The 25,094-nt window shown below is 47.5% G+C and carries 22 protein-coding genes and 1 other RNA gene; 8 read left to right on the top strand and 15 right to left on the bottom strand.

Annotation, left to right across the window (positions count from 1 at the left end; all coding sequences use genetic code 11):
• Positions 1-139 precede the first annotated feature (139 nt).
• On the top strand, positions 140-2,356 hold the full coding sequence (gene glgB, locus ASG34_RS00620) for a 1,4-alpha-glucan branching protein GlgB (RefSeq protein ID WP_055825233.1): 2,217 nt from the start codon (positions 140-142) through the stop codon (positions 2,354-2,356).
• 123 nt (positions 2,357-2,479) lie between these two features.
• Positions 2,480-4,132 (top strand): glucose-6-phosphate isomerase, encoded by a 1,653-nt coding sequence (pgi, locus tag ASG34_RS00625; RefSeq protein WP_055825236.1) that lies wholly within the window; start codon positions 2,480-2,482, stop codon positions 4,130-4,132.
• A 56-nt stretch (positions 4,133-4,188) separates the two neighbouring features.
• On the opposite strand, the gene ASG34_RS00630 is transcribed toward pgi, so the two are convergent.
• The 3 genes from ASG34_RS00630 to ASG34_RS00640 all read right to left on the bottom strand — a co-directional run bounded on the left by ASG34_RS00630 (position 4,189) and on the right by ASG34_RS00640 (position 7,940).
• Positions 4,189-4,833 (bottom strand): response regulator, encoded by a 645-nt coding sequence (locus tag ASG34_RS00630; protein ID WP_055825240.1) that lies wholly within the window; start codon positions 4,831-4,833, stop codon positions 4,189-4,191.
• 64 nt (positions 4,834-4,897) lie between these two features.
• Positions 4,898-6,016: a PAS domain-containing sensor histidine kinase gene (locus ASG34_RS00635; protein ID WP_229007437.1), complete on the bottom strand. Its 1,119-nt coding sequence runs from the start codon at positions 6,014-6,016 to the stop codon at positions 4,898-4,900.
• Between the two features lie 121 nt (positions 6,017-6,137).
• Positions 6,138-7,940: a GGDEF domain-containing protein gene (locus tag ASG34_RS00640; protein WP_055825247.1), complete on the bottom strand. Its 1,803-nt coding sequence runs from the start codon at positions 7,938-7,940 to the stop codon at positions 6,138-6,140.
• Between the two features lie 204 nt (positions 7,941-8,144).
• Here ASG34_RS00640 and ffs point away from each other — a divergent pair.
• The 5 genes from ffs (at position 8,145) to ASG34_RS13915 (ending at position 11,567) form a co-directional block, all read left to right on the top strand.
• Positions 8,145-8,241: signal recognition particle sRNA small type (gene ffs, locus ASG34_RS13735), an RNA gene on the top strand.
• Positions 8,242-8,371: 130 nt separating this feature from the next.
• Positions 8,372-10,126 (top strand): DNA polymerase III subunit gamma/tau, encoded by a 1,755-nt coding sequence (gene dnaX, locus ASG34_RS00645; RefSeq protein ID WP_055825250.1) that lies wholly within the window; start codon positions 8,372-8,374, stop codon positions 10,124-10,126.
• Between the two features lie 24 nt (positions 10,127-10,150).
• A complete protein-coding gene (locus ASG34_RS00650) occupies positions 10,151-10,459 on the top strand; it encodes a YbaB/EbfC family nucleoid-associated protein (protein ID WP_055825253.1) in 309 nt (102 codons plus the stop codon).
• 15 nt (positions 10,460-10,474) lie between these two features.
• Positions 10,475-11,074 (top strand): recombination mediator RecR, encoded by a 600-nt coding sequence (gene recR / locus ASG34_RS00655; protein WP_055825256.1) that lies wholly within the window; start codon positions 10,475-10,477, stop codon positions 11,072-11,074.
• Positions 11,075-11,399: 325 nt separating this feature from the next.
• Positions 11,400-11,567, top strand: a complete 168-nt coding sequence (locus tag ASG34_RS13915; protein ID WP_156376443.1) for a hypothetical protein — start codon at positions 11,400-11,402, stop codon at positions 11,565-11,567.
• 303 nt (positions 11,568-11,870) lie between these two features.
• Here the strand turns inward: ASG34_RS13915 and ASG34_RS00660 are convergent, their stop codons facing one another.
• The gene (locus tag ASG34_RS00660; protein ID WP_055825259.1) at positions 11,871-12,068 is read right to left on the bottom strand and encodes a CsbD family protein; all 198 of its coding nucleotides are present in this window, start codon (positions 12,066-12,068) and stop codon (positions 11,871-11,873) included.
• A 378-nt stretch (positions 12,069-12,446) separates the two neighbouring features.
• Here ASG34_RS00660 and ASG34_RS00665 point away from each other — a divergent pair, with 378 nt between their 5' ends.
• Entirely contained in the window at positions 12,447-14,828 is a 2,382-nt protein-coding gene (locus ASG34_RS00665) for an EAL domain-containing protein (RefSeq protein ID WP_055825262.1), read from the top strand.
• Positions 14,829-14,858: 30 nt separating this feature from the next.
• On the opposite strand, the gene ASG34_RS00670 is transcribed toward ASG34_RS00665, so the two are convergent.
• The 11 genes from ASG34_RS00670 to ASG34_RS00720 all read right to left on the bottom strand — a co-directional run bounded on the left by ASG34_RS00670 (position 14,859) and on the right by ASG34_RS00720 (position 25,086).
• Complete coding sequence (locus ASG34_RS00670) at positions 14,859-15,503, bottom strand: HAD family hydrolase (protein WP_055825265.1); 645 nt, start codon at positions 15,501-15,503, stop codon at positions 14,859-14,861.
• Complete coding sequence (gene ubiG, locus ASG34_RS00675; protein WP_055825268.1) at positions 15,503-16,201, bottom strand: bifunctional 2-polyprenyl-6-hydroxyphenol methylase/3-demethylubiquinol 3-O-methyltransferase UbiG; 699 nt, start codon at positions 16,199-16,201, stop codon at positions 15,503-15,505. Before ubiG ends, ASG34_RS00670 begins: the two co-directional genes overlap by 1 nt.
• Before the next feature lie 21 nt (positions 16,202-16,222).
• Positions 16,223-17,560 (bottom strand): TRZ/ATZ family hydrolase, encoded by a 1,338-nt coding sequence (locus tag ASG34_RS00680; protein WP_055825271.1) that lies wholly within the window; start codon positions 17,558-17,560, stop codon positions 16,223-16,225.
• 102 nt (positions 17,561-17,662) lie between these two features.
• Positions 17,663-18,760: an OmpA family protein gene (locus ASG34_RS00685; RefSeq protein ID WP_055825274.1), complete on the bottom strand. Its 1,098-nt coding sequence runs from the start codon at positions 18,758-18,760 to the stop codon at positions 17,663-17,665.
• A 117-nt stretch (positions 18,761-18,877) separates the two neighbouring features.
• Entirely contained in the window at positions 18,878-19,612 is a 735-nt protein-coding gene (locus tag ASG34_RS00690) for a (5-formylfuran-3-yl)methyl phosphate synthase (protein WP_235559623.1), read from the bottom strand.
• Positions 19,612-20,184 (bottom strand): DUF447 domain-containing protein, encoded by a 573-nt coding sequence (locus ASG34_RS00695; protein ID WP_055825276.1) that lies wholly within the window; start codon positions 20,182-20,184, stop codon positions 19,612-19,614. The genes ASG34_RS00690 and ASG34_RS00695 overlap by 1 nt, the downstream gene beginning before the upstream one ends.
• A gap of 3 nt (positions 20,185-20,187) precedes the next feature.
• Positions 20,188-21,624: a DUF6513 domain-containing protein gene (locus ASG34_RS00700; RefSeq protein ID WP_055825279.1), complete on the bottom strand. Its 1,437-nt coding sequence runs from the start codon at positions 21,622-21,624 to the stop codon at positions 20,188-20,190.
• Between the two features lie 5 nt (positions 21,625-21,629).
• Entirely contained in the window at positions 21,630-22,217 is a 588-nt protein-coding gene (locus tag ASG34_RS00705; protein ID WP_055825282.1) for a flavoprotein, read from the bottom strand.
• Positions 22,218-22,233: 16 nt separating this feature from the next.
• Entirely contained in the window at positions 22,234-23,568 is a 1,335-nt protein-coding gene (locus ASG34_RS00710) for an adenylosuccinate synthase (protein ID WP_055825285.1), read from the bottom strand.
• A 54-nt stretch (positions 23,569-23,622) separates the two neighbouring features.
• A complete protein-coding gene (locus ASG34_RS00715; RefSeq protein WP_055825290.1) occupies positions 23,623-24,777 on the bottom strand; it encodes an ATP phosphoribosyltransferase regulatory subunit in 1,155 nt (384 codons plus the stop codon).
• 129 nt (positions 24,778-24,906) lie between these two features.
• A complete protein-coding gene (locus ASG34_RS00720) occupies positions 24,907-25,086 on the bottom strand; it encodes a DUF2065 domain-containing protein (protein ID WP_055825293.1) in 180 nt (59 codons plus the stop codon).
• Positions 25,087-25,094: the final 8 nt, after the last annotated feature.

Below are 25,094 nucleotides of genomic sequence, written 5' to 3' on the forward strand. Positions count from 1 at the left end.
ACAACGCTTGTAAATAGCAGGTCCGACACCCACAGTCTGCATGATAATTCAGGCAAAGACAACGATATTTCCGCGGGAAACGGCGTAAAACCTCACTTTTTTTGTTAGGATGAGGGTTAGTCAAACGGACCTTGCAAGCATGACATTCAAATCAGCAGCATCGCATCAAATTTATTCCCAACACCTGCAACGCATTCTCGATGCAACTCATCACAATCCATTCGAGTTTCTCGGGACTCATCAGGATGAGGTGAACGGGCCATGGTTTGTACGTGTATTCCAGCCCAATGCTGAAAAAATCTGGGTGCATGTCAATGAAAACTGGCAACCGCTCGCGTTGGTTGACCGACAGGGTCTGTTTGAATTTGCATCGCCAGCGGCTTTAACCGCCCCAGTGCAATTACGCATTCAACCGCATGGTCAAGAAACCTATTACGAAACCACAGATACCTACAGTTTTAACAGCACCATTCCTCAAGAGGATATTTACCTGTTTGGCGAAGGCAGGCTGCTGGAAGCCTACAATACCCTGGGCGCTATACCGATGACTATCGATGGCGTAGAAGGCGTCAGGTTTGCAGTGTGGGCGCCAAGTGCAGAACGTGTCAGCGTGGTTGGTAACTTTAATCAGTGGGATGGCCGTGTGCATGCCATGCGCGTGCTGGGTGGCAGCGGCGTATGGGAATTGTTTATCCCGCGCTTGACCGAACATGACTTATATAAATTTGAGATCCGCAACCGCGAACATGGCTTTGTGGTGGTTAAAGCTGACCCTTATGGCAAAGCGTTTGAACCTAGGCCAGGTTCGGCCAACCGTATCTGCCAGAGTCGTTACATCTGGCAGGATGATCAATGGCTGCAAGATCGCCAGCAACATGACTGGCTGCATGCGCCGTTTAATTGTTATGAAGTGCATCTGGGTAGTTGGCAACGAGATAAGAATGGTCATTTCATGACCTATCGTAACCTGGCTGACACCTTAATTCCGCATGTAAGCAGCATGGGCTACACCCATATTGAATTATTGCCAATTGCCGAGCATCCACTGAATGAGTCCTGGGGATATCAGGTGACTGGTTACTTTGCGCCTACCCAGCGTTTTGGCAGCCCGGATGACCTGAAGTACTTTATCGATCAATGCCATGCCGCGAATATCGGCGTGATCCTTGATTGGGTACCGGGACATTTTCCTAAAGATGACTGGGCGCTGGCACGCTTTGACGGAACGGCACTCTATGAGCATGCCGACCCAAGATTAGGTGAACATACCGACTGGGGCACATATATCTTTAATTACGGCCGCAATGAGGTCCGTAACTTTTTGCTGAGCAATGCTTATTACTGGATAAAAGAATTCCATATCGATGGCTTGCGCGTCGATGCAGTCGCTTCGATGTTATACCTGGATTATTCACGTAATGCAGGTGAATGGGTGCCAAATATTTATGGTGGACGTGAAAACCTTGAAGTCATTGAATTCCTCAAGCAGCTGAATACCATGGTTGGCGAGCGCTTTCCCGGGGCACTTGTGATCGCAGAAGAATCTACTTCATGGCCAGCGGTTTCACGCCCTGTCTACACAGGTGGGCTTGGTTTCAATATGAAATGGAACATGGGCTGGATGAATGATGTACTCGCCTATATGGAGATCGATCCGCTCTATCGTCAATACCAACACAATCGGCTGACTTTTGGGCAAATGTATGCCTACTCAGAGAACTTTGTATTGCCGTTCTCGCATGATGAAGTGGTGCATGGCAAAAAATCCTTACTAGGCAAAATGCCGGGGGATAACTGGCAGAAATTTGCCAATTTAAGGTTGCTACTGACCTTCCAGATGACCATTCCTGGAAAAAAACTGAATTTTATGGGTAACGAATTTGCACAGTGGCGCGAGTGGAATGTCAACCAGAGCCTGGACTGGCATTTGCTGGAAGATAGCTATCCCGAACACCATATGCACAGGGGCATACAATCACTGGCTCGCGACCTGAATACGCTTTACAAGCAAAGTCCTGCCCTGCATGTGCATGACTTTGACCAGGAGGGTTTTCAGTGGATAGATTGCCAGGATGCGGGTCAATCCCTGTTGAGTTATATTCGCCGCGGCAATGACCATAGTTTTGTTATAATAGTACTTAATTTTACACCGGTACCGCGTCATCAATATCGCCTGGGCGTGCCAGAATCAGGTGTATACAAAGAAGTGTTTAACAGTGATGCAGCGATTTATGGCGGTAGCGACGTATGCAATAGCCATGACTGTCACACTGACCCTGTTCCGTGGATGGATCAGCCTGACTCAATCAGCATAAACTTACCTCCACTAGCGGGTGTCATACTTCGGTTACAATGAATTGATACACTATAACGATTAATAACGGCTCGCAAAAGGCGTTCAAGGATTGCCATTTGCGGGCCTGATGAATTTATCCGACTTGAAATTTAATTGACTTGAAAAATAAAGCAACAACATAACATGGCAAAATTAACGACGCATCCTAGCTGGCACGCGCTGAACCAGCATCAAAGTGATATCCGCAATGTTCAAATGCGCGATTTGTTTAAACAAAACCCAAAACGTTTCGAAGAATTCAGTTTAAATGTAGATGGCATCCTGCTGGACTATTCCAAACATCGCATCACTCAACAAACCTTATCGCTGCTGTTCCAACTGGCCCGTGACTCTAAAATAGAGACTTGGCGCGACCGCATGTTCAGTGGTGAAAAAATCAACATCACCGAAAATCGTGCCGTGCTTCACACTGCCCTGCGCAACCGCAGCAATACACCGATTGAAGTCGATGGAAAAGATGTAATGCCGGAAGTGAATGCTGTACTTGCGCATATGCGTACATTCACTGAACAAGTGCGCAGCGGTCAATGGACTGGCTACACCGGCAAACGCATTACTGATATCGTGAATATTGGTATTGGTGGCTCAGATCTTGGTCCGGTAATGGCTTGTGATGCATTGAAACCATATGCCAGCCCTGATTTGAAAGCACACTCTGTTTCAAATATCGATGGCGCACACCTGATTCGCGCCCTTGAGCAATGCAACCCCGAAACTACACTGTTTATTGTGGCTTCTAAAACTTTCACCACTCAGGAAACCATGACCAATGCGCACTCCTCACGTCGCTGGTTCCTTGAGGCTGCCAAAGATGAGCAACACATTGCCAAGCACTTTGTAGCATTATCTACGAACGCCAAAGCTGTAGAAGCATTCGGTATTGACCCGGACAACATGTTTGCATTCTGGGACTGGGTTGGCGGACGTTATTCGCTATGGTCTGCCATTGGCTTATCTATTGCCCTGTATGTAGGCATGGATAATTTTGAACAGTTGCTGGCCGGTGGTCACGCCATGGACCAGCATTTCAAAACCGCGCCGCTGGAACAAAATATGCCAGTGATTATGGCGTTGCTTGGTATCTGGTATAACAACTTCTTCCACGTCGATACGCATGCAATTTTGCCTTACGATCAGGGCATGTCGCGCTTTGCGGCTTACCTGCAACAGGCAGATATGGAAAGTAACGGCAAATTCATCTGCCGTGACGGTAGCCGCGTCAGCTATAAAACCGGCCCGGTCATCTGGGGCGAAGCTGGCACGAATGGCCAGCATGCCTTTTACCAGTTGATTCATCAGGGTACACAAATGGTCCCGGCTGACTTTTTGATGCCGGTAAAAAGCCATTACAAAGTCGGCAGCCCGGATGACCAGCATCACAAGATTTTGCTGGCTAACTTCTTGGCGCAAACACAGGCATTGATGCTGGGTAAAACCCGCGAAGAAGCCCGTGCAGAATTGGTCAAGCAAGACTTTAGCGGCAAAGCGTTAGAAGACTTGTTGCCGCATAAAGTGTTTGAAGGTAACCGCCCGACCACATCTATCATGTTTGAGCAACTAACGCCATTTACATTGGGTAAATTGATCGCCATGTATGAGCACAAGATTTTTGTGCAAGGCATCATTTGGGACATTAACAGCTATGATCAATGGGGCGTGGAATATGGCAAACAGATTGCCAGTCAAATCCTGCCATTGCTGAACAATAATGATGCGATCACCTGCTTTGATAGCTCCACCAACGGACTCATCAATTACTCGAAGAAAAACGCGTAGTTAATTGTTATTAAAATAAAAAAGGCCTTTTAAAAGGCCTTTTTTATTACTAAACTCTATTCAACCAGCTGGTTCTTGATTGCATAATGCGTAATATCTGCATTATGTTTCAGATTCATTTTCTCAAGTAAACGCGTGCGGTACATACTTACGGTTTTCACTGACAAAGCTAATTTATCCGCAATTTCACTGACGGATAGACCTGAAGCAATCATACGCATTACCTGAAACTCACGATCAGACAAAGACTCATGTAATGCAGCTGCATGTTCATTACCGACCTGTTCGGCCAGAATTTCCGCCACATTGGCGGTAATATATTTCCTGCCTTTAGCCAGAGTGTGGATGGCAGTAAGTAACTCCTCAGAAGCGGTATGTTTGCACAGGTAGCCGGAAGCACCTGAGCGTATAGATCGCACCGCATATTGGTCTTCCATATACATGGATAACATCAGGACATTCAATGCCGCATTTTCACGCTTAATCAGTTTTAGCGCTTCAATGCCGGTTTTATCTGGAAGCGAAATATCCAGCAACATCACATCCGCTTCAATTTCACGCACACATTTAAGGGCTTGCGCCACATTTTCCGCTTCACCAACGACGTCAATATCACCACTCGCCACCAATATCTGTTTAATGCCAGAGCGCAGAATGGCGTGGTCATCGACGATGATGACTCTGATTTTTTTAGTATCCAAACCGTTCCCTCATTATTTCCCTGGTTCTGTGCTAAATATCTAAGTAAAACATATTTAAGTCATCTCAAAGTGCAACAGTACGCACTGGCGCTTGTACGCGGATTAAAGTGCCTTTACCCTGCGCAGGGGATTCGATATAGCACTCTCCTCCAAAAGCGGCTGCGCGCTCCTGCATTCCCCTCAAGCCAAAAGAATTCGGCTTTATTTTATCAGCTGGTGCGATGCCAATGCCATTATCAGCTATGGTCATGAATAACTCTTCTTCAACCCTGTTCAATTCTACCCGTACTTCATCGGCTTGCGCGTATTTCGCTATATTAGATAAGGCTTCCTGACAGATACGGAATAAGGCCATCGATTTATCGTGGTCGCATTCCAGCTCTTCACAATTAGTAATGAACCTTGCCTTCAAGCCCAATTGTTTTTTGAATTGATTCACTTGCCATTCTAGTGCATCTACCAAGCCCAGATCGAGGATATTAGGTCGCAGGTTACCGGAAATACGGTGCACGGAATCGAATGTCTGGTTCACAATCGCTTGCAGCATGGTTGCCTGCTCAATATCTACCGGTGAGCCATTCTGAATTTTCTGGATAATCGTTGAAAGACCGAGTTTCATCGCCGTCATATTGCCACCCAGGTCATCATGAATTTCGCGTGCGATGCTGACACGCTCCTGCTCTTTTACCTGGTTTAAATGAGCGGTAAGTGCCTGCAAATCTTTCCTGGCCTGCTCGATTTCCAGTTTTTCCTGCTTGCTCTGGCTGATATTAAGCATAATGCCATCCCATTGCACAGCACCCTGCCCCAGGGCCTGTATGGTGGCGCGGATATTAACCCACTTCATGTCCTGCCAGTCGGCAATCCAGATTTTACCTTCCCAATCAAGCCGTTTATGTTGACGGGCAGATTGTTGCAGCTTGTGCTTTAGCTGGCTGGCGGACTTTTCATCCATAGCATTGAAAAAAGCCTGCACATTTTTCAGCAGTGCGGCGGCGGGAATGCCCAATAACGCTTCACAGCCTTCGCTCAGATAGGTAAATACGATTTGCGCATCAGCAGTCATGTGCATTTGAAAGACCAGACCGGGGATGCTGGAAACAATGGCTGAAAATCTGCGCTCGCTTTCTTGCAAGGCATCTTTGACGCTATCGACAGGGAGATCAGTGGTAGGGCTAGTCACAGTGCACCTCGTGTAAGATGCCAATTAGCATACCATGACACTTGCAAAAGTGGGTATGCTTTACAGAACGGCTAGGCGTTAGGCCTTGATTGCGCTGGAGCTGAAATTAACTAAAAATATATCAGGCCTGATTTTGCCGTAAATCTATATCTGTCATGACCCGGTTTTTACCGCTTTTTTTCGCCAGGTACATGGCCTGGTCAGCGCGTAATAAAATCGATGCCACGTCATCTTCTTCCTGGAATAGCGCCACACCCGCACTGAATGTAATCAGCAACTTCTGGTTATTACCTAAAAAATACTCTTTGGTAAGGGCGCGTTGCAAACGGCTCATGGTCGTCACCGCCTCTTCCAGATTGGTATTGGGCAGTATGACCACGAACTCTTCGCCACCCATGCGGGTGACGATATCCGTTGGCCGTACCGTGCGTTTTACCACACTAGCCAGGTGCTTCAATGCAGTATCGCCAGCTGCATGGCCGTGCTGATCATTCAAGAATTTGAAATTATCAATATCAAGCAGCGCGACGCTTAGCGGCTCGCCATTTCGGCGATAACGGGCTATTTCAGTGCTAAAAGCTTCGTCCATACCCCGGCGGTTCAGGACGCCGGTTAATTGGTCAATCCGCACGACTTCGCTGAGCTGGGTCAGTTCATCTTGCAGCTTTAAGATACGTTGCTGTGTGTCGCTGGCAACACGTTGCTGATTCAGCAGATCATCGCGAGAACGCATAATGTCGGTTTGCATAACCGAGGTGTCACGCATTAATAAATTGACTAACTCATTGATTTTAATCAGATCGTCCGTTTGTGAAAGTTGCTGCGCATAGCTTTCAATCTTGCCGCCATACAACTCGCTGGCGTCACCCATGTATTTCAGTTTATCGATAAATGAACTGATCAGGGTTTTAAAGGAATTTCTCGCTTCAATCAGGCTATGTTTCAACAAGCCCTGTTTGTAGATGACTTCTTTCAAGCTTTTTTCGGCCAGCTTAAGCTTGGCACGATCCAACGGACCACCAATGATCGATTGCACGGCATAGACCTGGCCGCTTAACCAGCTATCATCCGCCACCAGCTCGCCTATGTTGGAAAGCAGCAAATGCAGCAGGTCAATAATGTCGCCACGCACATCGTCTTCTTTAGCGCCTATTACCTCTACGCGTAGTAACAAAGCTTTAAGTGATTTAGCCAGAGCCTCCCACTCTTTGACTTTTTTTGCGCGCTCTGTGCTTTCTTGTAAAGCAACTGCTTCGGATTGCAAATCCGGATAACCCTCAAGCCTGGGGATTAACCCAAGATGCAATGTCTGTTTCAACAAGGTTTGTAAAATAGTATAGGCACTGTGGAATTGCTGCACCTCACCAGGTAATTCTTCTTTGGTCAAAGGCTCAATAGCCGCCGGGGCAGCAATTACAGCCGTATTGTCTTTTGATTCGGGAGCAGCAGTTACCCCTTCAACTCGGGCATCTGCGGGCAACCAGTTATTCGCCATGCCAAGCAATTTTTCAGACAAGGTGTCGTCATTACCAAAATTGATTAGCACACGCTCAAGCATTTCACGTTTTTTGCCTAAGTCCATGCCTGTACGTTTGTCATCCCAGCCTTGCATCAAGGTGCGGATCGCTTTAGGCCATTTGGTGGAATGGCTAAGTTGTTGCAACATTGCCTCTTTTAGCAAGTCTGCCAGCCCTTGCCAGTTGTCCTGCTTTAATACTTTTTCCCAACGGTTAACCCAGTTGGTTTGCTCCATAGAATCATGTGGTAACTGCTTTAATGCTTTACGCAAAGCAGATGCAGCATCTTCTTTGGCCGGTTTTCCAGAAATTTCCAGATAAATCTGTGCGTAATTATCCGGCGTTGGTTCCACGCGGCGAACCGCCATTTGCTTGATGGTTTCACGAGCAATTTCCGATGCAGTCATGGAGTATCCATTCGTTGCCATAATATTTGTTACCGCGTAAATTTATAGAAAATAAAGCACATTGTGAAGTGAAATCCGGTGAATCGATGTGACCATAAGAAGGCAGATTGCCTGTTATTTTTTAGCTATGCCGTTTATGCTTTTTAAGACATAACTTTTTAAAAACTCAGCCATGCTAGCCGGCTTTTGCGATACAATAGCGCCGGCGGGCCTCCCCGCATTGTAAGATAGCCAACCTGGTCAGATGCGGAAGCAAGCAGCCACAACTGTCAAGCAAGTGCCGGGGGTCGGGCTCGCCCCTTTCTGTATTGTCATTCCGGCATTTTTCTAATGTGTTCCTTTCAAAGATTAGTTGAGAGATGTGCACATAATCAGGCAATTTAGGCTAAAGTATTGGTTTGCCTCATGACATTTAATCAATAGAGTACGCAATGTCTTACCAAGTGCTGGCGCGCAAATGGCGCCCAAAATCCTTTAGCAGTCTGGTCGGACAAGACCATGTGGTTCAAGCGCTAAGCAATGCGCTAAGCCAGCAAAGACTGCACCACGCCTATCTGTTTACCGGTACCCGTGGCGTTGGTAAAACTACCCTTTCTCGAATCCTGGCCAAATCATTAAATTGCGCCACCGGCATCACGGCGACGCCTTGTGGTGAATGTGATGCCTGCCGTGCGATTGATATTGGCCGCTATGTTGATTATGTGGAAATGGATGCCGCGTCCAACCGCGGCATAGCAGATATGGTCAGCCTGCTGGAGCAGGCCATTTATGCGCCTTCTGCTGGCCGCTTCAAAGTCTACATGATTGATGAAGTACACATGCTGACCAAAGAAGCATTTAACGCCATGCTGAAAACGCTGGAAGAACCGCCAGCACATGTCAAATTTATCCTGGCAACGACTGATCCGCAAAAAGTACCGGTCACGATTCTTTCACGCTGTTTGCAATTTAATTTGCGTCAAATGGCGAGCAGTACCATTACAGCCCATTTACAGGATGTGCTTGGTCAGGAACAAATTACGTTTGAAGCCCCAGCTTTGCAACTGATTGCGCGCGCCGCCAATGGCAGTATGCGTGACGCCTTGTCGCTCACAGATCAAGCGATTGCCTATGGCAATCAGTCAGTGCGTGAAACCGATGTTCGCAGTATGCTGGGGGCGATTGACCAGAGCTATCTGTATGAATTATTACGTGCCCTGATTGCAAACGATGCACCAGCCTTGTTAGATATTGCGCAGCAAATGGATTCCCGCAGCATAGGTTTTGAAAGCGCGTTAAAAGACCTGGCAGCGTTATTACACCTGCTTGCAATTGCCCAGCATAACCCTCAGGCCATTGCAGATGACCATCCGGAACGTCGGACCCTGCTGGAGCTTTCATCGCAGCTCTCAGCAGAAATGCTGCAACTGTATTACCAGATCAGCATTTTGGGGCATAGGGATATCGGGCTTGCGCCAGATGCGTATGCAGGTTTCACCATGACACTATTACGGATGCTGGCTTTTAAAGCAGACGCAATGGCGCCCACTTCAGCGGCTCCTGCCGGCAATGCCGGGTCAACCGAAAATAATGCTCGCGCCACATCTGCCAGTGGTGGCGCACGCGCCGCGCTGGCGCAAAGCCGTCAGGCAGCGGCTCAAAATGTTCAGCAAGAACCGGCGAGTACAACGCCTGTTGGCCTGATGGAAACGACTATTTCTGTCACTGAGGCTGCAGTCATCAATCAGCCGGTGATCGAAAGTCCACAGACTGAAGAACCAGCGCCTGCACAGCCAGTCAGTAACAATGAAGCAGAGACAGTAAACTGGGATGGCAACTGGCGATCCTTAGTAGAAAATCATTTAAGTAAACTAGGGCTGGTGCGGGCATTAGCACAAAATTGCGAACTGGTATCTTATGATGCAGATCAAATGACACTACGCATCGGTGACGCACACAAACATCTTGCCAGCACTAATTACCTGGATAAACTGAACAGTGCCTTGAACAACTATTTTGGCCGCCGGATCAAACTGACTATCCAGGTGGGACAAGAAGCCAATACACCGGCCAGACAGATGGCAGTAGAAAAAGCTGAATTACAGGATCAAGCCAAAGACGCCATACTGAGCGACCACTTTGTGCAGGGTCTGATGCAGGAAATGGGTGCGACCATTGTGCCCAACTCGATTAAACCTCTACATTAACCACATCAAATTTAGGAGCATACGATGATGAAAGGTGGCATGGGCAATATGATGAAACAGGCCCAGATGATGCAAGCCAATATGCAAAAGGCGCAAGCCGAACTGGCATTGACTGAAGTTGAAGGCATTGCCAGCAATGGTTTGGTCAAAGTGACTATGACCTGTAGCAACGATGTCAAACGCATCCAGATCGATGACTCAGTCATGGACGACAAGGAAACACTGGAAGACTTGATCCTGATCGCTTTAAAGGACGGCAAAGCAAAGGCCGAAGCCACTTCTTCTGCCAAAATGAGTGGCATGATGCCAGCTGGTTTTAAATTACCGTTTTAAACCGGAACCGCGCGCTTGAACTCACCCGCAGTCCTTGAACAACTGATTAATGCCCTGCGCTGCCTGCCTGGAGTGGGGCCTAAATCTTCTACCCGAATGGCTTACCATTTGCTGCAACGTGACCGGGAAGGCGCCCAGCGTCTGGCCGCCAGCTTGCAACAGGCCCTGGATAAGCTGGCGCATTGCGACTATTGCAATAATTTCAGCGAGCATGCGGTATGCAGCCTTTGCCAGGATAGCCACAGAGACAAATCCTCGCTATGTGTGGTGGAGATGCCTACCGACCTGATGATGCTGGAAAATACACGTAGCTACCAGGGCCAATATTTTGTACTCATGGGTAAGCTCTCTCCCATGGATGGTATAGGCCCGAAAGATATTCATCTGGATAAACTGCTCAAGCGAGCACAAGATAACCTGGTTGAGGAAGTCATTCTTGCTACCAACTTCACTTCTGAAGGTGAAGCTACTGCTCATTACATCGGCCAAATGCTAAAATCCAGAGGCATTAAAGTCAGCCGGATCGCTCGCGGCCTGCCGATGGGTGGCGAAATTGAATATGTGGATAGCGGAACGCTTTCAACCGCCCTGCTAGAGAGAAAAATGGTAACTTGAGCCCACATGCACTTTCCAAAATTTTAATCCTCCTCCATCAAACCTTCTCCATCCCAGTCAACTAATTCCTACAGGAATTTAAGCTTAAACCTATTAAGCTACCAGACATGAATCCCTATAGTGACGCATTGCGTTACTTTTCCAATAAGGAGTCATGAGATGAGATTAGACAAATTACAAGTTTCTGTATTAAGCGTCATATTGACAGGGTTTTTACAATGTTCTTATAGTTGGGCAGCTGGGGCCGCCGCCGGAGGCGCAGCTGGGGCTGCTGGTGCAGGAACCGTAGGTGCAAGTCCTGCCGGTACAACAGGTGGAGTAACGAATGGTACTGTTGGCAATGGCGCAACAACAAATGGCGTATCCCCCAATGGTGCCACGCCAAATGCAACTGGAGCTGGATCAACAGGAACTGGCAATCCAGGCGTTATACCTCCGGCCAGACCGACTGTTAATCCGAATCAGCCGGCTTCCCCGACTGGTCAAGACCTAAATCCAACCACGAATCCGGGTAGAAAAGATATGAACCGTGTAGATCCTAATACACGTGATACCCGTGCCAGAAATAGTATGAATAATTCCACTACAACCGTGCCACCCGTTCCAAACAATGGCTGTTATTCTGTAGCTGGTCAGCCTACTTCCGGAGGTAGCGACTGTGTACCAACTGACGCTACATCCCGTTAAAATAGACGCATCAAGATAGAGCCGTTAAATAATAAAGCCAAGAAGTGATTCTTGGCCTTATTATTTTATTAAAACAAGTGGCTGTCACGCTGTACCGAGACAATAAGTATCATTGATCATATCCGATATCTCGCAGATTCTCTTCCACCTGTTCTTTAGCCAGTCCATAACGCTCCTGCAACTTACCTATCAAATATTCGGTATTACCTTCTGCCTCCTTAATTTCATCATCAGTCAATCTGCCCCATTTGGCTTTAATCCTACCGGCTAATTGCTTCCAGTCACCTTTTACAATATCTTCGTTCATAATGTTCTCCTCATAACAGCACTAATAGAAAAGTTCCTGAAAACATTATTGTGTCAATTTAATAACGCTTTTATAGGAAGTTACTTATTCGTTTGTAGGATTTTCAATCTGAAAAATGTAATGTGGGCAAAATCACACCGGCACTCTGTAATGAGGATTAGCAACCTCGCAGGCACTATCTATTTACAATGCAAGAGGGGCGAATTTAAATTCAAACATGCTTAGCTGATATGCGAGCAACAGAAATTATGCAAACTAATCATCTCTGCACTTAATTAAAATCCGACATTGTCGTTATAACAGGTAGACGCCCAGGTTTTCAAAACAATCACGTCGTCACTTAAGCCTGTTACACTTTTAAAAGCAAGGTCGTATTAAATGGAATTATTTCTGCATACTTTTGACGCCAACAGTCACGCCAATTCAGAAAACCCACTTTTTTCAGGAATTAATACTTCGTCGTTCAGCTATGATTCAGAGCCTGAATTGTTGAAAATTCTTGACCAGGTGATTGCAACAGAAGCCGCGCTCACATTAAAAGATACCTGGGTGCTTGTGACAGAAGACAATCACTCCATGAACCCGATGGAGGCACTGCAGGCAACAATGCCCTTCAATACCTTTTATGCACGTCACAAATATCCATGGTTGCTTTCTGACCTCACGCCCCATATTCAAATGCATTATCAGCCGATTGTTGATTTTGGCCAAGGCGGTAAAGTATTTGGCTTTGAGGCTTTATGCCGACTGAAAACGCCAGAAGGCAAATGGCTTAACGGCATGGAGGCTTTTGCGCTTGCGGCAGAAGTGAAGCGCACTCACGAACTGGATCTCGCTTGCCAGCAACTGGCTTTGATAGGCAAGTCACAATCTATATCTGCGGATAAGCCAATCTTTATTAATGTGCTCCCGCAAACAATCATGAGCCCCGGCTGGCTCGACTTTATTTTAAAGATATTGAATCAGCAGCAGATTGATAAACGCGATGTGGTGATCGAAATTGTAGAAAGTGAAAAAACAGACCCGGAAGTACTGGCTCGTTATTGTGACGAAATTCGCATGCATGGCCTGCGTATCGCGCTGGATGACATGGGCTCCGGCTTTAATGGGCTGCGTATTCTGGCTGAAGTACGCGCAGATTTCATCAAAATAGATCGCGCGATTGTGCATGAGGCACAAGGTAGCCGGGTGCGGACAGTGCTACTCGAAGCCATTATTTCCATGGCGCAACGTCTGGGATGTACCATCATTGCGGAGGGGCTTGAACGCGTAGAAGATATCACCTATTGTCAGGATTTGGGCCTGCACTATGCGCAGGGCCATTATTTTGCCCACCCCAAAAGCGTGCCCAGTGACCAGGTGACCGCGCTGCCTGTACGTGATGAATCACATCGTTCACATGTGCCTGATGATTTTCATATCGGTGAATATATCAGTCATGGCCTGACGATTGATGTCAGCTGCTCGCTGGCCGAAGCAAGACGTTTATTTAATGCTCATGCCGATATTGCGAATGCGGTGGTACTAGATGGACAAAAACCTCTCGGCGTTTTAAGACGTGGCAAGGTCTTTTCCAAGAAACAAACGGGGCTCGGTGCTTGTTGTGACCCGCTGCCAAAGGTCATTAACCATATGTGGCCTTCTTCTGTACTTGCGCGCATTTTTTATCTGGAACGTGGCAACATCGACATCTGGATTACAGTCAATGATGAAGGCGCTTATATGGGCGTTTTGCAGCCCATGGAGATCATGGCTCAATTAATCAGCCGTAAAGCATCCAGCGGTAATTTGCATCCACTCAGCCATTTGACTACCGGGCCTACGCTTAGACAAACGCTGGATAATAGCCTGCGCAATAACGCCAATACACAACTGATCTATATAGATTTGGATCATTTTAAAGCTTATAACGACCGCTACGGCTTTATCCGTGGTGACGCCATGATCCGGTTGTTATCGGAAATTATCCGTCAGGAATACCAAGATAAATCCGGCGTCATGGTGGGGCACATCGGTGGCGATGACTTCGTGCTCATCTACGATCATAATGCCCCAACACTGAATGAAACATTGCTACATATTATTAGCCAGTTTCAGGCGTTGGCGGTGCATCTTTATGACGCGACAGATTTGGAGCGGGGATTCTTTACTACCGAAGACGGGAAAGATCATCCAGTGGCCAGCGTGTCTATCGCTGTCGTCAACGGTAAACAAGGTGAGCTGGAAAACAGTGTGGTCGCGGCGGAACGGGCCGCCCAACTTAAAAAAATCGGTAAAGCCAATATTGGCAGTATTGTGGTGGTCGAAGATACACCACCGCAAACCATTTTGCCGAAAAAAGAGTTTTATTCAGGATGGCAACAGAAAGCACTGTCGGCATTACAGTCACTGTTGAATACGCATCGCTCAACGGGTTCACACGATCTCGACAGCTGCTTTGCCGAATTTCCTTATTTTGAAGTGATTTTTGAACTTGAACCTAACGGTGTCCAGCGCTATGCCAACTGGATTAATCCGAATATGTATGGAAAAATCAAGGCAGGCGGTGCAGGCATAGACCGTAGTCAACAGGCCTATTATCAACGCGTGGCAGAAACAAATGCGCCCTATATATCCAGCATCTACTTATCTACCGCCACTGAAGATTTCTGCCTGACGGTATCTCTGCCTATCCTAGATGACAACGGCCAGCTCGTCAGTATTCTGGTTGCCGATATTAATATTGCAGCGATGGCAGTGCTTAGCAGTGCACGCAGTTAAATCAAGGTAGGTTTAGCTTATTGGAGGAACTTAAAGATAGGCAAGTAATTCTTGCGGTTGCAGAATATAGCCATCGGCGCACCATTCCTGAGGCTTATCTGTATCAGACAGGTAGCCAAATAAAGCAACCAGTGTGGTCATACCGGCAGCTTTACCGGCCTGCACGTCGCGCTCAGCATCCCCTACATACAAGATACTGGCCGGATCCACCTGCATGTGTTCACAGGCTAATAACAATGTTTGTGGTGAAGGTTTAGGCAGCGGTGCATCATCACCACTCACAACTGCACTCGCACGGCTGCTCAACCCCATATGCTCAATCATAGGCAAAGTAAACCGCCTCGGTTTATTAGTCACTATCCCCCAACGTAAACCGCGCTGTTCAATATCTGCCAATGTTTCGGCCATACCCTCGAATAACACAGGCTGTCGAGTCATCACTTCAGTATATAAACTGAGATACTCATGTCGCATCGCATCAAAATCACTATCGGTGGGCTCTAAACCAAAACCAATGGCCAGCAAACCACGCGAGCCATGAGATGCATGAGGGCGGATAATATCATCAGCTAAAAAAGGTAACCCATGTCGCGCACGCTGCAAATTCAAGGCATAACCCAGGTCTGGTGCGGTATCAACCAAAGTACCATCCAGATCAAACAAAACTGCCTGCATTAATAATCCTTTATTGCATGCAACATGTAATTCACGCTGGTATCTGCGGTAAGGCTGTATTGCTTGTTCAGTGGATTATAAGTTACGCCGGTTTGATGTTGCAGCTCCAGGCCAGACTGGCGTAGCCAGGCTGCAAGCTCTGAGGGCCTGATGAATTTAGCATAGTCATGCGTGCCTTTTGGCAGCAGATTCAGTACATACTCTGCACCTATGACTGCCATCAAATAAGCTTTGGCATTGCGGTTAAGCGTAGAAAAAAACAGATGGCCGCCCGGTTTGACCAAAGCAGCACAAGCGCGTACGACACTGGCCGGGTCGGGCACATGCTCCAGCATTTCCATGCAAGTTACTACATCGAATGACGCTGGCTTTTCTTCAGCCAATGCCTCTACTGCAATGCAACGATATTCGATCTGTATTTCTGCCTCTAATGCATGTAGTTGTGCGACTTCCAGAGATCTTTCAGCCATATCAATGCCTAACACCCGTGCACCGCGACGTGCCATAGATTCACTTAAAATACCGCCGCCACAACCTACATCCAATACCTGTTTACCATTCACACTAGCGCGACTATCAATATAATCCAGACGTAGCGGATTTAATTGATGCAAAGGCTTGAATACGCCTTGTGCGTCCCACCACTGATGTGCCAGATCAGCAAATTTATTCACTTCAGCGGCTTCTACATTCGCCATGATGCATTCCTCTTCATTTATTCAAGACTGGGATGACTGTATTTTTAATTGCCATTGCAAAGCAATAGACCTTAATTCTTCGGTGTCTATGTCCGCAAAGACGGCTTGGCCTTCTTCTGTGCGTTGATAACGCAATTGGCCATCTACCCATGTGTGCGTAACCTGTTCCCTTCCGGCGACATATACCAGATGCGAAATCGGGTCATAACACGGTAAACTGTTTAAATCATCCAGCCTGACTGCAATCAGGTCAGCCTGTTTGCCCGGTTCGATGCTGCCTATCTTATCCTGTAAACCCAATGCCTGTGCACCGTTGATCGTCGCCATTTCCAGGGCTGTATAAGCAGGGACCGATTCAGCATTGTCATCAGCGACTTTAGCCAACAGCGCTGCAGTACGCATTTCCTGCCATAAATCCAGTCGGTTATTACTTGCCGCACCATCGGTGCCCAAGCCTACATTTAATCCTGCGCGTAAGGCAGCGGCGACAGGTGCAATGCCGCTGGCCAATTTCAAATTGGAACAGGGACAATGTGCAATATGCGTGCCCTGTGTAGCAAGCATCTCCAATTCGGCTGGCTCGAGGTGTACGCCATGCGCACATACGGTGCTGGGGCCAAGAATACCTAGCGCTTTTAATCTTTCTATAGGTCTCACCCCGAATTCATCCAGGCTTTGCTGGATTTCGGCGCGGGTTTCGTGCAAATGGGTGTGGATACCCATGTTCAATTGCTCCGCCAGGGTACTGATTTGCTCGAAAGTTTGATCGCTTACGGTATAAGGTGCATGTGGCGCAAATGAAAAACTGATACCTGCATCAGATTTAAACTGATCCCGTACTTCAGTGCCTAAACGAATATATTCATTCGCGTTATTCGCATAATTGGTAGGAAACTCCATAATGACCAATCCAATATGCGCACGCATACCCAGTCGTTTTACAGCCTCGATTGTGGCCTGGGGAAAGAAATACATGTCATTGAAAGTAGTAATGCCACCGCTCAGCATTTCAGCACCTGCCAATAGACTGCCATCATGCACAAAAGGCTTTGAAACCCATTGCCGTTCGGCAGGCCAGATATGGTCATTTAACCATGGCATCAATGCATAATCATCAGCATAGCCTTTAAGCAGATTCATGCTGCTATGCGCGTGCAAATTAATCAGGCCAGGAAGCAGTGCATGCTGGGAGCAGTCAATGGTTTCCCAATCACTCGCCCATTCCGGAATCTCATTTTTAGGAACCACTGCTTGGATAACACCAGCATCGACAATCACTACATGCTGTTCCAGCGTGGTCTTTTTTCCATCCATGGGAATTATCCAGCGTGGTTTGATAATAAATTGAGAGTCACTCATGCTTGAATTATAACCGAGGCTAGTCTGCACTGTGCCTGCTCAAAACTACAGACGTAAAAAAAGCCACGCATTGCGTGGCTTTTTAGTAAAACTAGCTGCTAATTATTGGCAACCAAGTTGTTTCGTACCTTCAGCACGAATTTCAACACGACGGTTAGGTTGCAAGCAAGAAATCAATTTCTTGGATACTTTTTTACCTTCGCACTGTACTACTGGCTCAGATTTACCTTTACCTTCGGCAGTGATCATACCACCATCAATACCTTGAGCAATCAGGTAATCAGACACTTGCTTAGCACGACGCTCAGACAGTTTCTGGTTGTAAGCATCAGTACCGATACGGTCAGTGTGACCTGTTACGATAACAGCAGTAATTTCTGGGTTAGCCTTGATTTTAGCTGCAGTTTCTTCAAGAACTTTACGGCCTTCTTCACGCAGGTTAGCTTTGTCGAAGCCGAACAGTTTTTCAGCACTTACAGTCACTACTTCGTTTTGCGGTTTGCACATCGGAGCAGGTGCTGGCGCTGGTGCCGGAGCAGGTGCTGGCTCAGCCGCTGCTACTGGTGCCGCTGCTGGAGCTGGTGTTGGCTCTTCAACAACTGGCTCTGGTGCGCCGAAACGGAAGATACCGCCAAGGTTTACCAATGTGTTGCCGATAGTGCCATCTGCATCCACTGTACGAGTAGCATTACGTGCATCAGCACGGCTCCACTGGTGACGTACATCTGCTTGAATACCAAATTTGTCGTTAAACAAATATTGTGCACCCAAACCAACGTTGGCCATCCATGAAGTGTTTGCTTTATCAGACAAACCTACATTACTGTAATCCACATCATTACGCGCTGCGCCAATACCTGCTAACAGGAATGGGCGGAATTTTTCGCGGCTGAATACATATAAAGCATCAAGGCCCAAAGCTGTTTGCTTGTATTTACCACTTGCACCGGCAATACCAGTATCTTCGTCAGCACGGTTGTAGCCCAAACGACCCTGGATATCCCAGTGTTCGCTTACTTCTTTACCAATTGACAAGAAACCACCACGGCCATTGTCAGCTTCAAGATCGTTGTCAGTGTTCATATAAGTCGCACCTGGTACAACATACCATGCACCACGGTACATATCTTCAGCTTGTGCAACTTGCGATGCCAGTACAAATGCAGACGCAATTGCCAAGCTTAAAAAATTCTTTTTCATTCATCGACTCCTTTATTATTTGGCTTAACTCGCCACATCTTTAGAAAGACTTACAAGTCAGACTATACGCAAACCTACTTCCAGAAGCAACCCTCAATAGCACTAGGACTCAAGTATTTATTGGGTTTGAGGCAATAAACAACAAATTTCAGACAATTTTGTTGTTAGCTGCTGTACTTTCTCCGTGATCAACGGCTGCCCCCTCTGCTGGTTCATGCACAAGCCACTTCTGAAGCCTAGATAATCCGGTGATAAATCTGCCAGCTGATCGAACTGTTCCAAGCTCAAACCACCAGCCAGCCCGACATATAAATTCAATGATTTTGCCGAATAGACGAAAGAATTCAGCATATCCAGATTAATCAATGTCGTTAAAGACTTTGATTTTTGAATGGTGTCTACCATGACTCCCCAATATCCTGCTTTAGCAAGTTCTGACAAAGTATCTTTGATGGTGCTTTGGTCAAGAATAGTTGCCGGTGACAACACTGCAATCAACTTGATATGCTTGAATAGGAAAGTGTTGATAACATCGTGATAACTTGGATTAGCCCAGATAGCCTCAGGCAACTTGATCACATCGATACCTATCGCCAACCGAGACTGAATCAATTCCTGCAAAAGCGTAGCGGACGAGCAATTATCACCAACCGTCGCACTCACTGTGATGCCAGTGTCCGGCTTGCGCTTGCGGTGAACATTCACAATATCTACAATTGATTGAGATAACTTGAGATCGAGTGCAGCCAGCGCTCCGTGTGAGGTATCTTTGAGATCAATCAACCGGACATCTGCTGACAAAGCGGTTTGCGCTTCTGGCACTGAACTAACACTAACCAACACTTGCATCATCAAGCCTGCTGCAAGCCGCTCTGGCGCGCTATATAGTTATTAATCGTATCCACCAGCCACTGCCAGGCTTCAAGCTCACGCTCACCGGCAGTTTTATCGATAGCAATTTGCAGATATTGCATTTCCTGGTTAACTTTTTCGATAGGCAACATATGTAAACGGCTCACAAGTACCGCCAATTCAATCACCGCCGCCTGGGCACGGTTGAATCCCATAAATGGCCCATGCAAAGCGCTTTCCACAACAGTCATGGTCAATCTGGGGCGCACTTCATCTTCCTCCATCTCATCCAGCTTGAGTACGTGATGCGTCAGGCAATCCTGCAGACGCACACAGCCGGGCGCAATCTCTTGAGTGGCAAACGGTGACTTTTTTGCAATGGCAGCAGCAAATATGCGCACATCATCCGTCAGGTTTAATACGGCGTGGCGGGTATCAAGGATGTTTTGCAACGTCGCAGAAGGCTTATAGGGTGAGATAACTACTTTGCCATTACTCCATTGCACACCGAATGGCGCAATATGCACTTCACCCTGGGCAGAACATGTGGTCACTATCGTTTCGTAAATCATTGGCTATTCCGGATCTGACGCTGGTTTAGATTCAGCGCGAGTGTTTTCCAATCGCTCTTTAATAGAGGCTTCGCGATGCGCAATTTTGGCCTGCTTGTTTTGCTGGATGGAAGCCACCCCCCACTCCAGCATTTCATCCTGCACATAACGTTTTTTCAATTGCCATGCGATTTGCGCACGGGCCAGCTCTACGCCCAGGTAATATGCATGGGATGCATCATTTTGCACATTCAGCCCAGCATAAAAGCTGAAAGGGTCAGTGCCATGCTGGATACCGTCACGATTGTAAACGTGTACGCCCTCTTCACTCACCATAATCCTGAAGCTAGGATCTTTGATCTGGCTAGCCAGATCCATGATTTCTTCAGTGGAATATGGAAATGGCTTGCGATCATGCAGCCCTAACAAGCCACTAGAATATCCGCGCGGCAAACGCTTATCCTGACTTGCCCGATACATGACACGCCTGGCGATATCCGCTTCTGCAATCGCTTCAGAAGCATGCGGACTCACTGAAGTTGCCAGCACGGCATTAATATTTAATTCGCTGATTACACCAAACAAAAGTGCATTGACACCGGTGGTATCAGCATCAGTCAATTCGGTCAGGTTACCAACACCCATCATGATCTCGATATCCGGATAACGCTTGCGCAATTTATGGTAACGAACAATAGAGTCTGTCAGGCCAAAATGAATCGGGTCAAGAATCGGGTCGGCGATAAAACGCCGTCCACGCTTAAGGCAATGTTTAATTGCCCGGGTCAGGCTGGCAGTATTTGCCGGTCTGGTGGGGATCAGGACAGGCGTCGCAGCAACTTCATCGGCTATCCATAAATTCTTCTCATGCAGACTAAGTAAGTAGTCGGCGCCTGCTTTGCCGGCTGCCAGTAAATCCTCATCGCGCATAGAATCAACGCTGACCTGGAACCCTTCAGCTTTCAGCGCGCTGATGGATGCCGGCATGTGTTCAAACGATTTCCCAGGCAAGCAACCCAGGTCAATCACATCCGCACCCTGTTGCCGGAAATGTTCAGCTTTGGCGACAATCTGTTCGACACTTAAATCAGGCGCATCGACGATCTCAGCAAAAATCGTCACGCTATGGCGAGTCAAGTCTGGCGCTTTGCCTTTTTGTCCAAAATATTGAGGTAAGTCTTTCAAGTCTTTAGGTCCACGTTCCACCGGTACGCCCCATTGCGCGACTAATGGTTCAAGGTCTCCCTGACATAAGCCTGGCAAAATTACCTTGTCTATATTTTCCACTTTAGGCACCCGGCGTGCAATCAATGATGGAGTCATCAGTGCGGCTACCGATACGCCTATATGTTTCACTTCATATTCAAATGGAGATTGTTTTTTATCCGCCAGGATAGACTCTATTACCTGGTGCAGACTATGTTCTGCCAGTTTTCCGGTGAGGAACAGCAGTTTAGCCATCACGCCTACTCAGCCAGGTGATCAGCTACCTGTACACCTGCGTGCAAATGTAAATCATGGTGCGTTGCCAGGCGTTGCATGATGGTGGATTGCAAATCAGCTATGTCTTCCACTACGGCAGTATCAGCGAATGTCTTCAGTTTAGCCACATTTTCCAGGTCTATCTGGCGTGGGTAGACTTTAACGACATTATCTCGTGGCGCTTCAGATTCGAGTTCCGGCGCCGTATCGCAGGCGAACACAATACTAGGCACTCGGGTCTTGCCTGCCTGGGCAAATAAGTTTGTGACCAGGCTATCTGAAAAGCCATAAGCCATTTTCGCGATGGTGTTGGAGGTCGCCGGAGAAATCACCAGCGTGTGATAAACGCCTTCATAAAAGCGCTCAACCGGGATACTGCTGGCGGTTTTATCCTGATACACCTTATGGCCAGTCGCATCCATCTGTGCCTGGAAACCGTATTGCTTGATAATTTCAGCAGCAGCGCGACTCAGGTAGATATCCACATCCTGCAAGGTCTGCAAAATATGCAGGGATTCCCGCAGGTAATGGCCGGAACCGGTAATTGCCCAAGCCAATCGTTGTGCGCGCATCGCTAAAATCCCTTAATCAGGCAAAAGGATGTTGCAAAACGATGGTTTCATCGCGCTCTGGGCCGGTTGACACAATGGCGATAGGCACACCGCATAACGCTTCAAGCCGTTTTAGGTAATGCTGGGCATTTTTCGGCAAGCCTTCCCAGGTTTTAACGCCAAAAGTAGTTTCAGTCCAGCCCGGTACCGTTTCGTAAATCGGCACACAACCAGCTACATCATCTGCACCGACCGGCAACATATCAACCACTTTGCCATCCAGTGTGTATCCGGTACAGATATCCAGTGACTCAATCCCATCCAGTACGTCTAGTTTGGTGATGCATAAACCAGTCAAGCCATTGATACGGGCAGAACGACGCAGTGCTGCGGCATCAAACCAGCCACAACGACGTTTACGACGTGTCACCGTGCCAATCTCTTGCCCAACGGTAGACATCTGGTAACCGGGTACACCTTCGGTTTCGATATCCAGTTCGCTCGGGAAAGGACCTCCGCCAACGCGGGTAGTATAAGCCTTGGTGATGCCCAATACATAATGCAACATATTGGCGCCAACGCCTGTACCGGCTGAAGCCTGACCAGCGATACAGTTGCTGGAGGTGACATACGGATAAGTACCATGATCGATATCCAGCAACGTGCCTTGCGCACCTTCAAATAACAGATGCTCGCCGCGTGCATTCGCTTCATACAAAGCGGCAGAAACATCAGCTACCATTGGTTTTAACACGGATGCATGCTGCATACTGGCATCGTATTGCTGCTGGAAATCCACGGCAGCTGCGCCCAGATACTTGGTTAACACAAAGTTATGGTAATCCATCACTTCCCGCAGCTTCTCTGCAAAGCGTTCAGGGTGGAACAAGTCATACACACGTAACGCACGGCGTGCGACTTTATCTTCATAGGCAGGGCCTATGCCTTTGCCTGTGGTACCAATTTTCTTATCGGCGCTGCGCTTGGCTTCGCGCGCAAGATCCACCGCTACGTGGTGGGACAAAATTAATGGGCAACCAGGGCTGACTTTCAGGCGGCTTTTAACATCTAACCCGCCCTGCTCCAACGTGGCAATCTCGTGCAATAAATGTGTAGTATCCAGCACCACGCCATTACCGATATAACAATTAACACCCTCACGCACAATGCCGGAAGGTACCAGGTTGAGTTTGTACACTTTTTGCGCATCACCCTGGCCGACGACCAAAGTATGACCCGCATTATGACCACCCTGGAAACGCACCACACCTTGTGCGTGATCTGTCAGCCAGTCAACAATTTTACCCTTACCTTCGTCGCCCCACTGGGTACCAATAACAACGACGTTTTTTGCTTGCCTTGATTGTGTCATGTTCAATAATTATCTTGTCAAAAACGAAAATGGGTTGCCAATTTAAAAACAGTTTTAAATCGCAACGACCTGCCAGCGACCATCTACTTTTTCCAAAGTACGGTCACATGCCAATTCAGAGTAATCCAGCAGCGCATCCGGCAAAGCCTCAACCACGATCTGGCCTTGCGCACGCAGGGTTTCAACGACTGTTGCCAGTTCGCCATCACTGGATGCAGGCGCAAGAATACCTTTGTTTAAAGTGGCCGGACCCAATGCCTGCAAAGCTCCGCGCAAATCCAGGCTAAAGCCAGTTGCGGGACGCGCACGGCCAAAAGCAGCGCCGACTTCGTCGTAGCGTCCACCCAGGGCAATCGGGCCGGCATATTCTTTAGCATAAGCAGCAAACACCATTCCATTGTGGTAGTGATAGCCACGCAATTCGCTCAGGTCTATGGTGACTGTCACTTCATCATTGCTTAGTGCAGCAGCGACGGTAGCCATTTCATGCAAGGCCTGTTCAATTTCAGGAGAATCAGGCAAGACATCCCTCGCCTGCTCAAGTACTTCTATACCGCCGCTTAACTGGGTCAAAGCCACAAAAGCTTTGCGTGACTTTTCGGATAGATTTGTAATTAATTCTTTTACGCGGGAGACGTCTTTGGCTTGTAATGCGATTTGCAATTCACGCTCTTGCTGAGTCCCCAGCTGCGCCATATGTGACAAGCTGGCAAAAATAGCCACGTGACTGAGATCAACAAACAGGGTACGCATGCCTAGCAACTGCAATGCTTTTACCATCAACCGCTGGACTTCGATATCGCTTTCAATACCGGCATGGCCGTAGATTTCCGCGCCCAGTTGCAATGGTTCACGCGTACGTGCCAGTCCATCCGGCTTGGTACGCAAAACGGTACCGGCATAACACAGGCGGGAAACCCCTTGATAGTTCAGCATATGCGCATCAATGCGGGCAGCTTGTGGCGTGGTATCCGCGCGCAAACCCATCAGGCGACCGGTGAGTTGGTCCACTACCTTAAAAGTAGCGATATCAAGATCATGCCCTGTGCCAGTTAATAACGACTCCACATATTCCATCATCGGGGGCATCACATACTGATAGCCATGAACACGGAATAAATCCAAGACTTGACGACGGTAGGATTCAAGACGCGCAGCTTCAGCTGGTAACACGTCTTCAATATATTCTGGAAGTAACCAATTATGCATCCCATTATTATACCTGCAAACCCCTGCCTAAGACATGGCTTTAGTAATGGAAATGGCTTGTAATCACGAGAGGCGAATATAAAAAAGGCACGCTGATTAAGCGTGCCTTCATATATTTCAAGTCTGCGATCAGCGATTAAGCCATAAAATCAGTAGCCCAACTAACGCTGAAATAAATCCGATAAAACGAATCTGTCCGTCTCTCAGTTGCAGGAGTTTCTCAAAGGTTTGCCGCCATGCCTGGGTAAATATTAATGGCATTAAACCTTCAATCAACAATACACCACCAATCAGCCACCACCACTTCATACAATGAT

The organism is Methylophilus sp. Leaf416 (assembly GCF_001424665.1).
Classification (GTDB): domain Bacteria; phylum Pseudomonadota; class Gammaproteobacteria; order Burkholderiales; family Methylophilaceae; genus Methylophilus.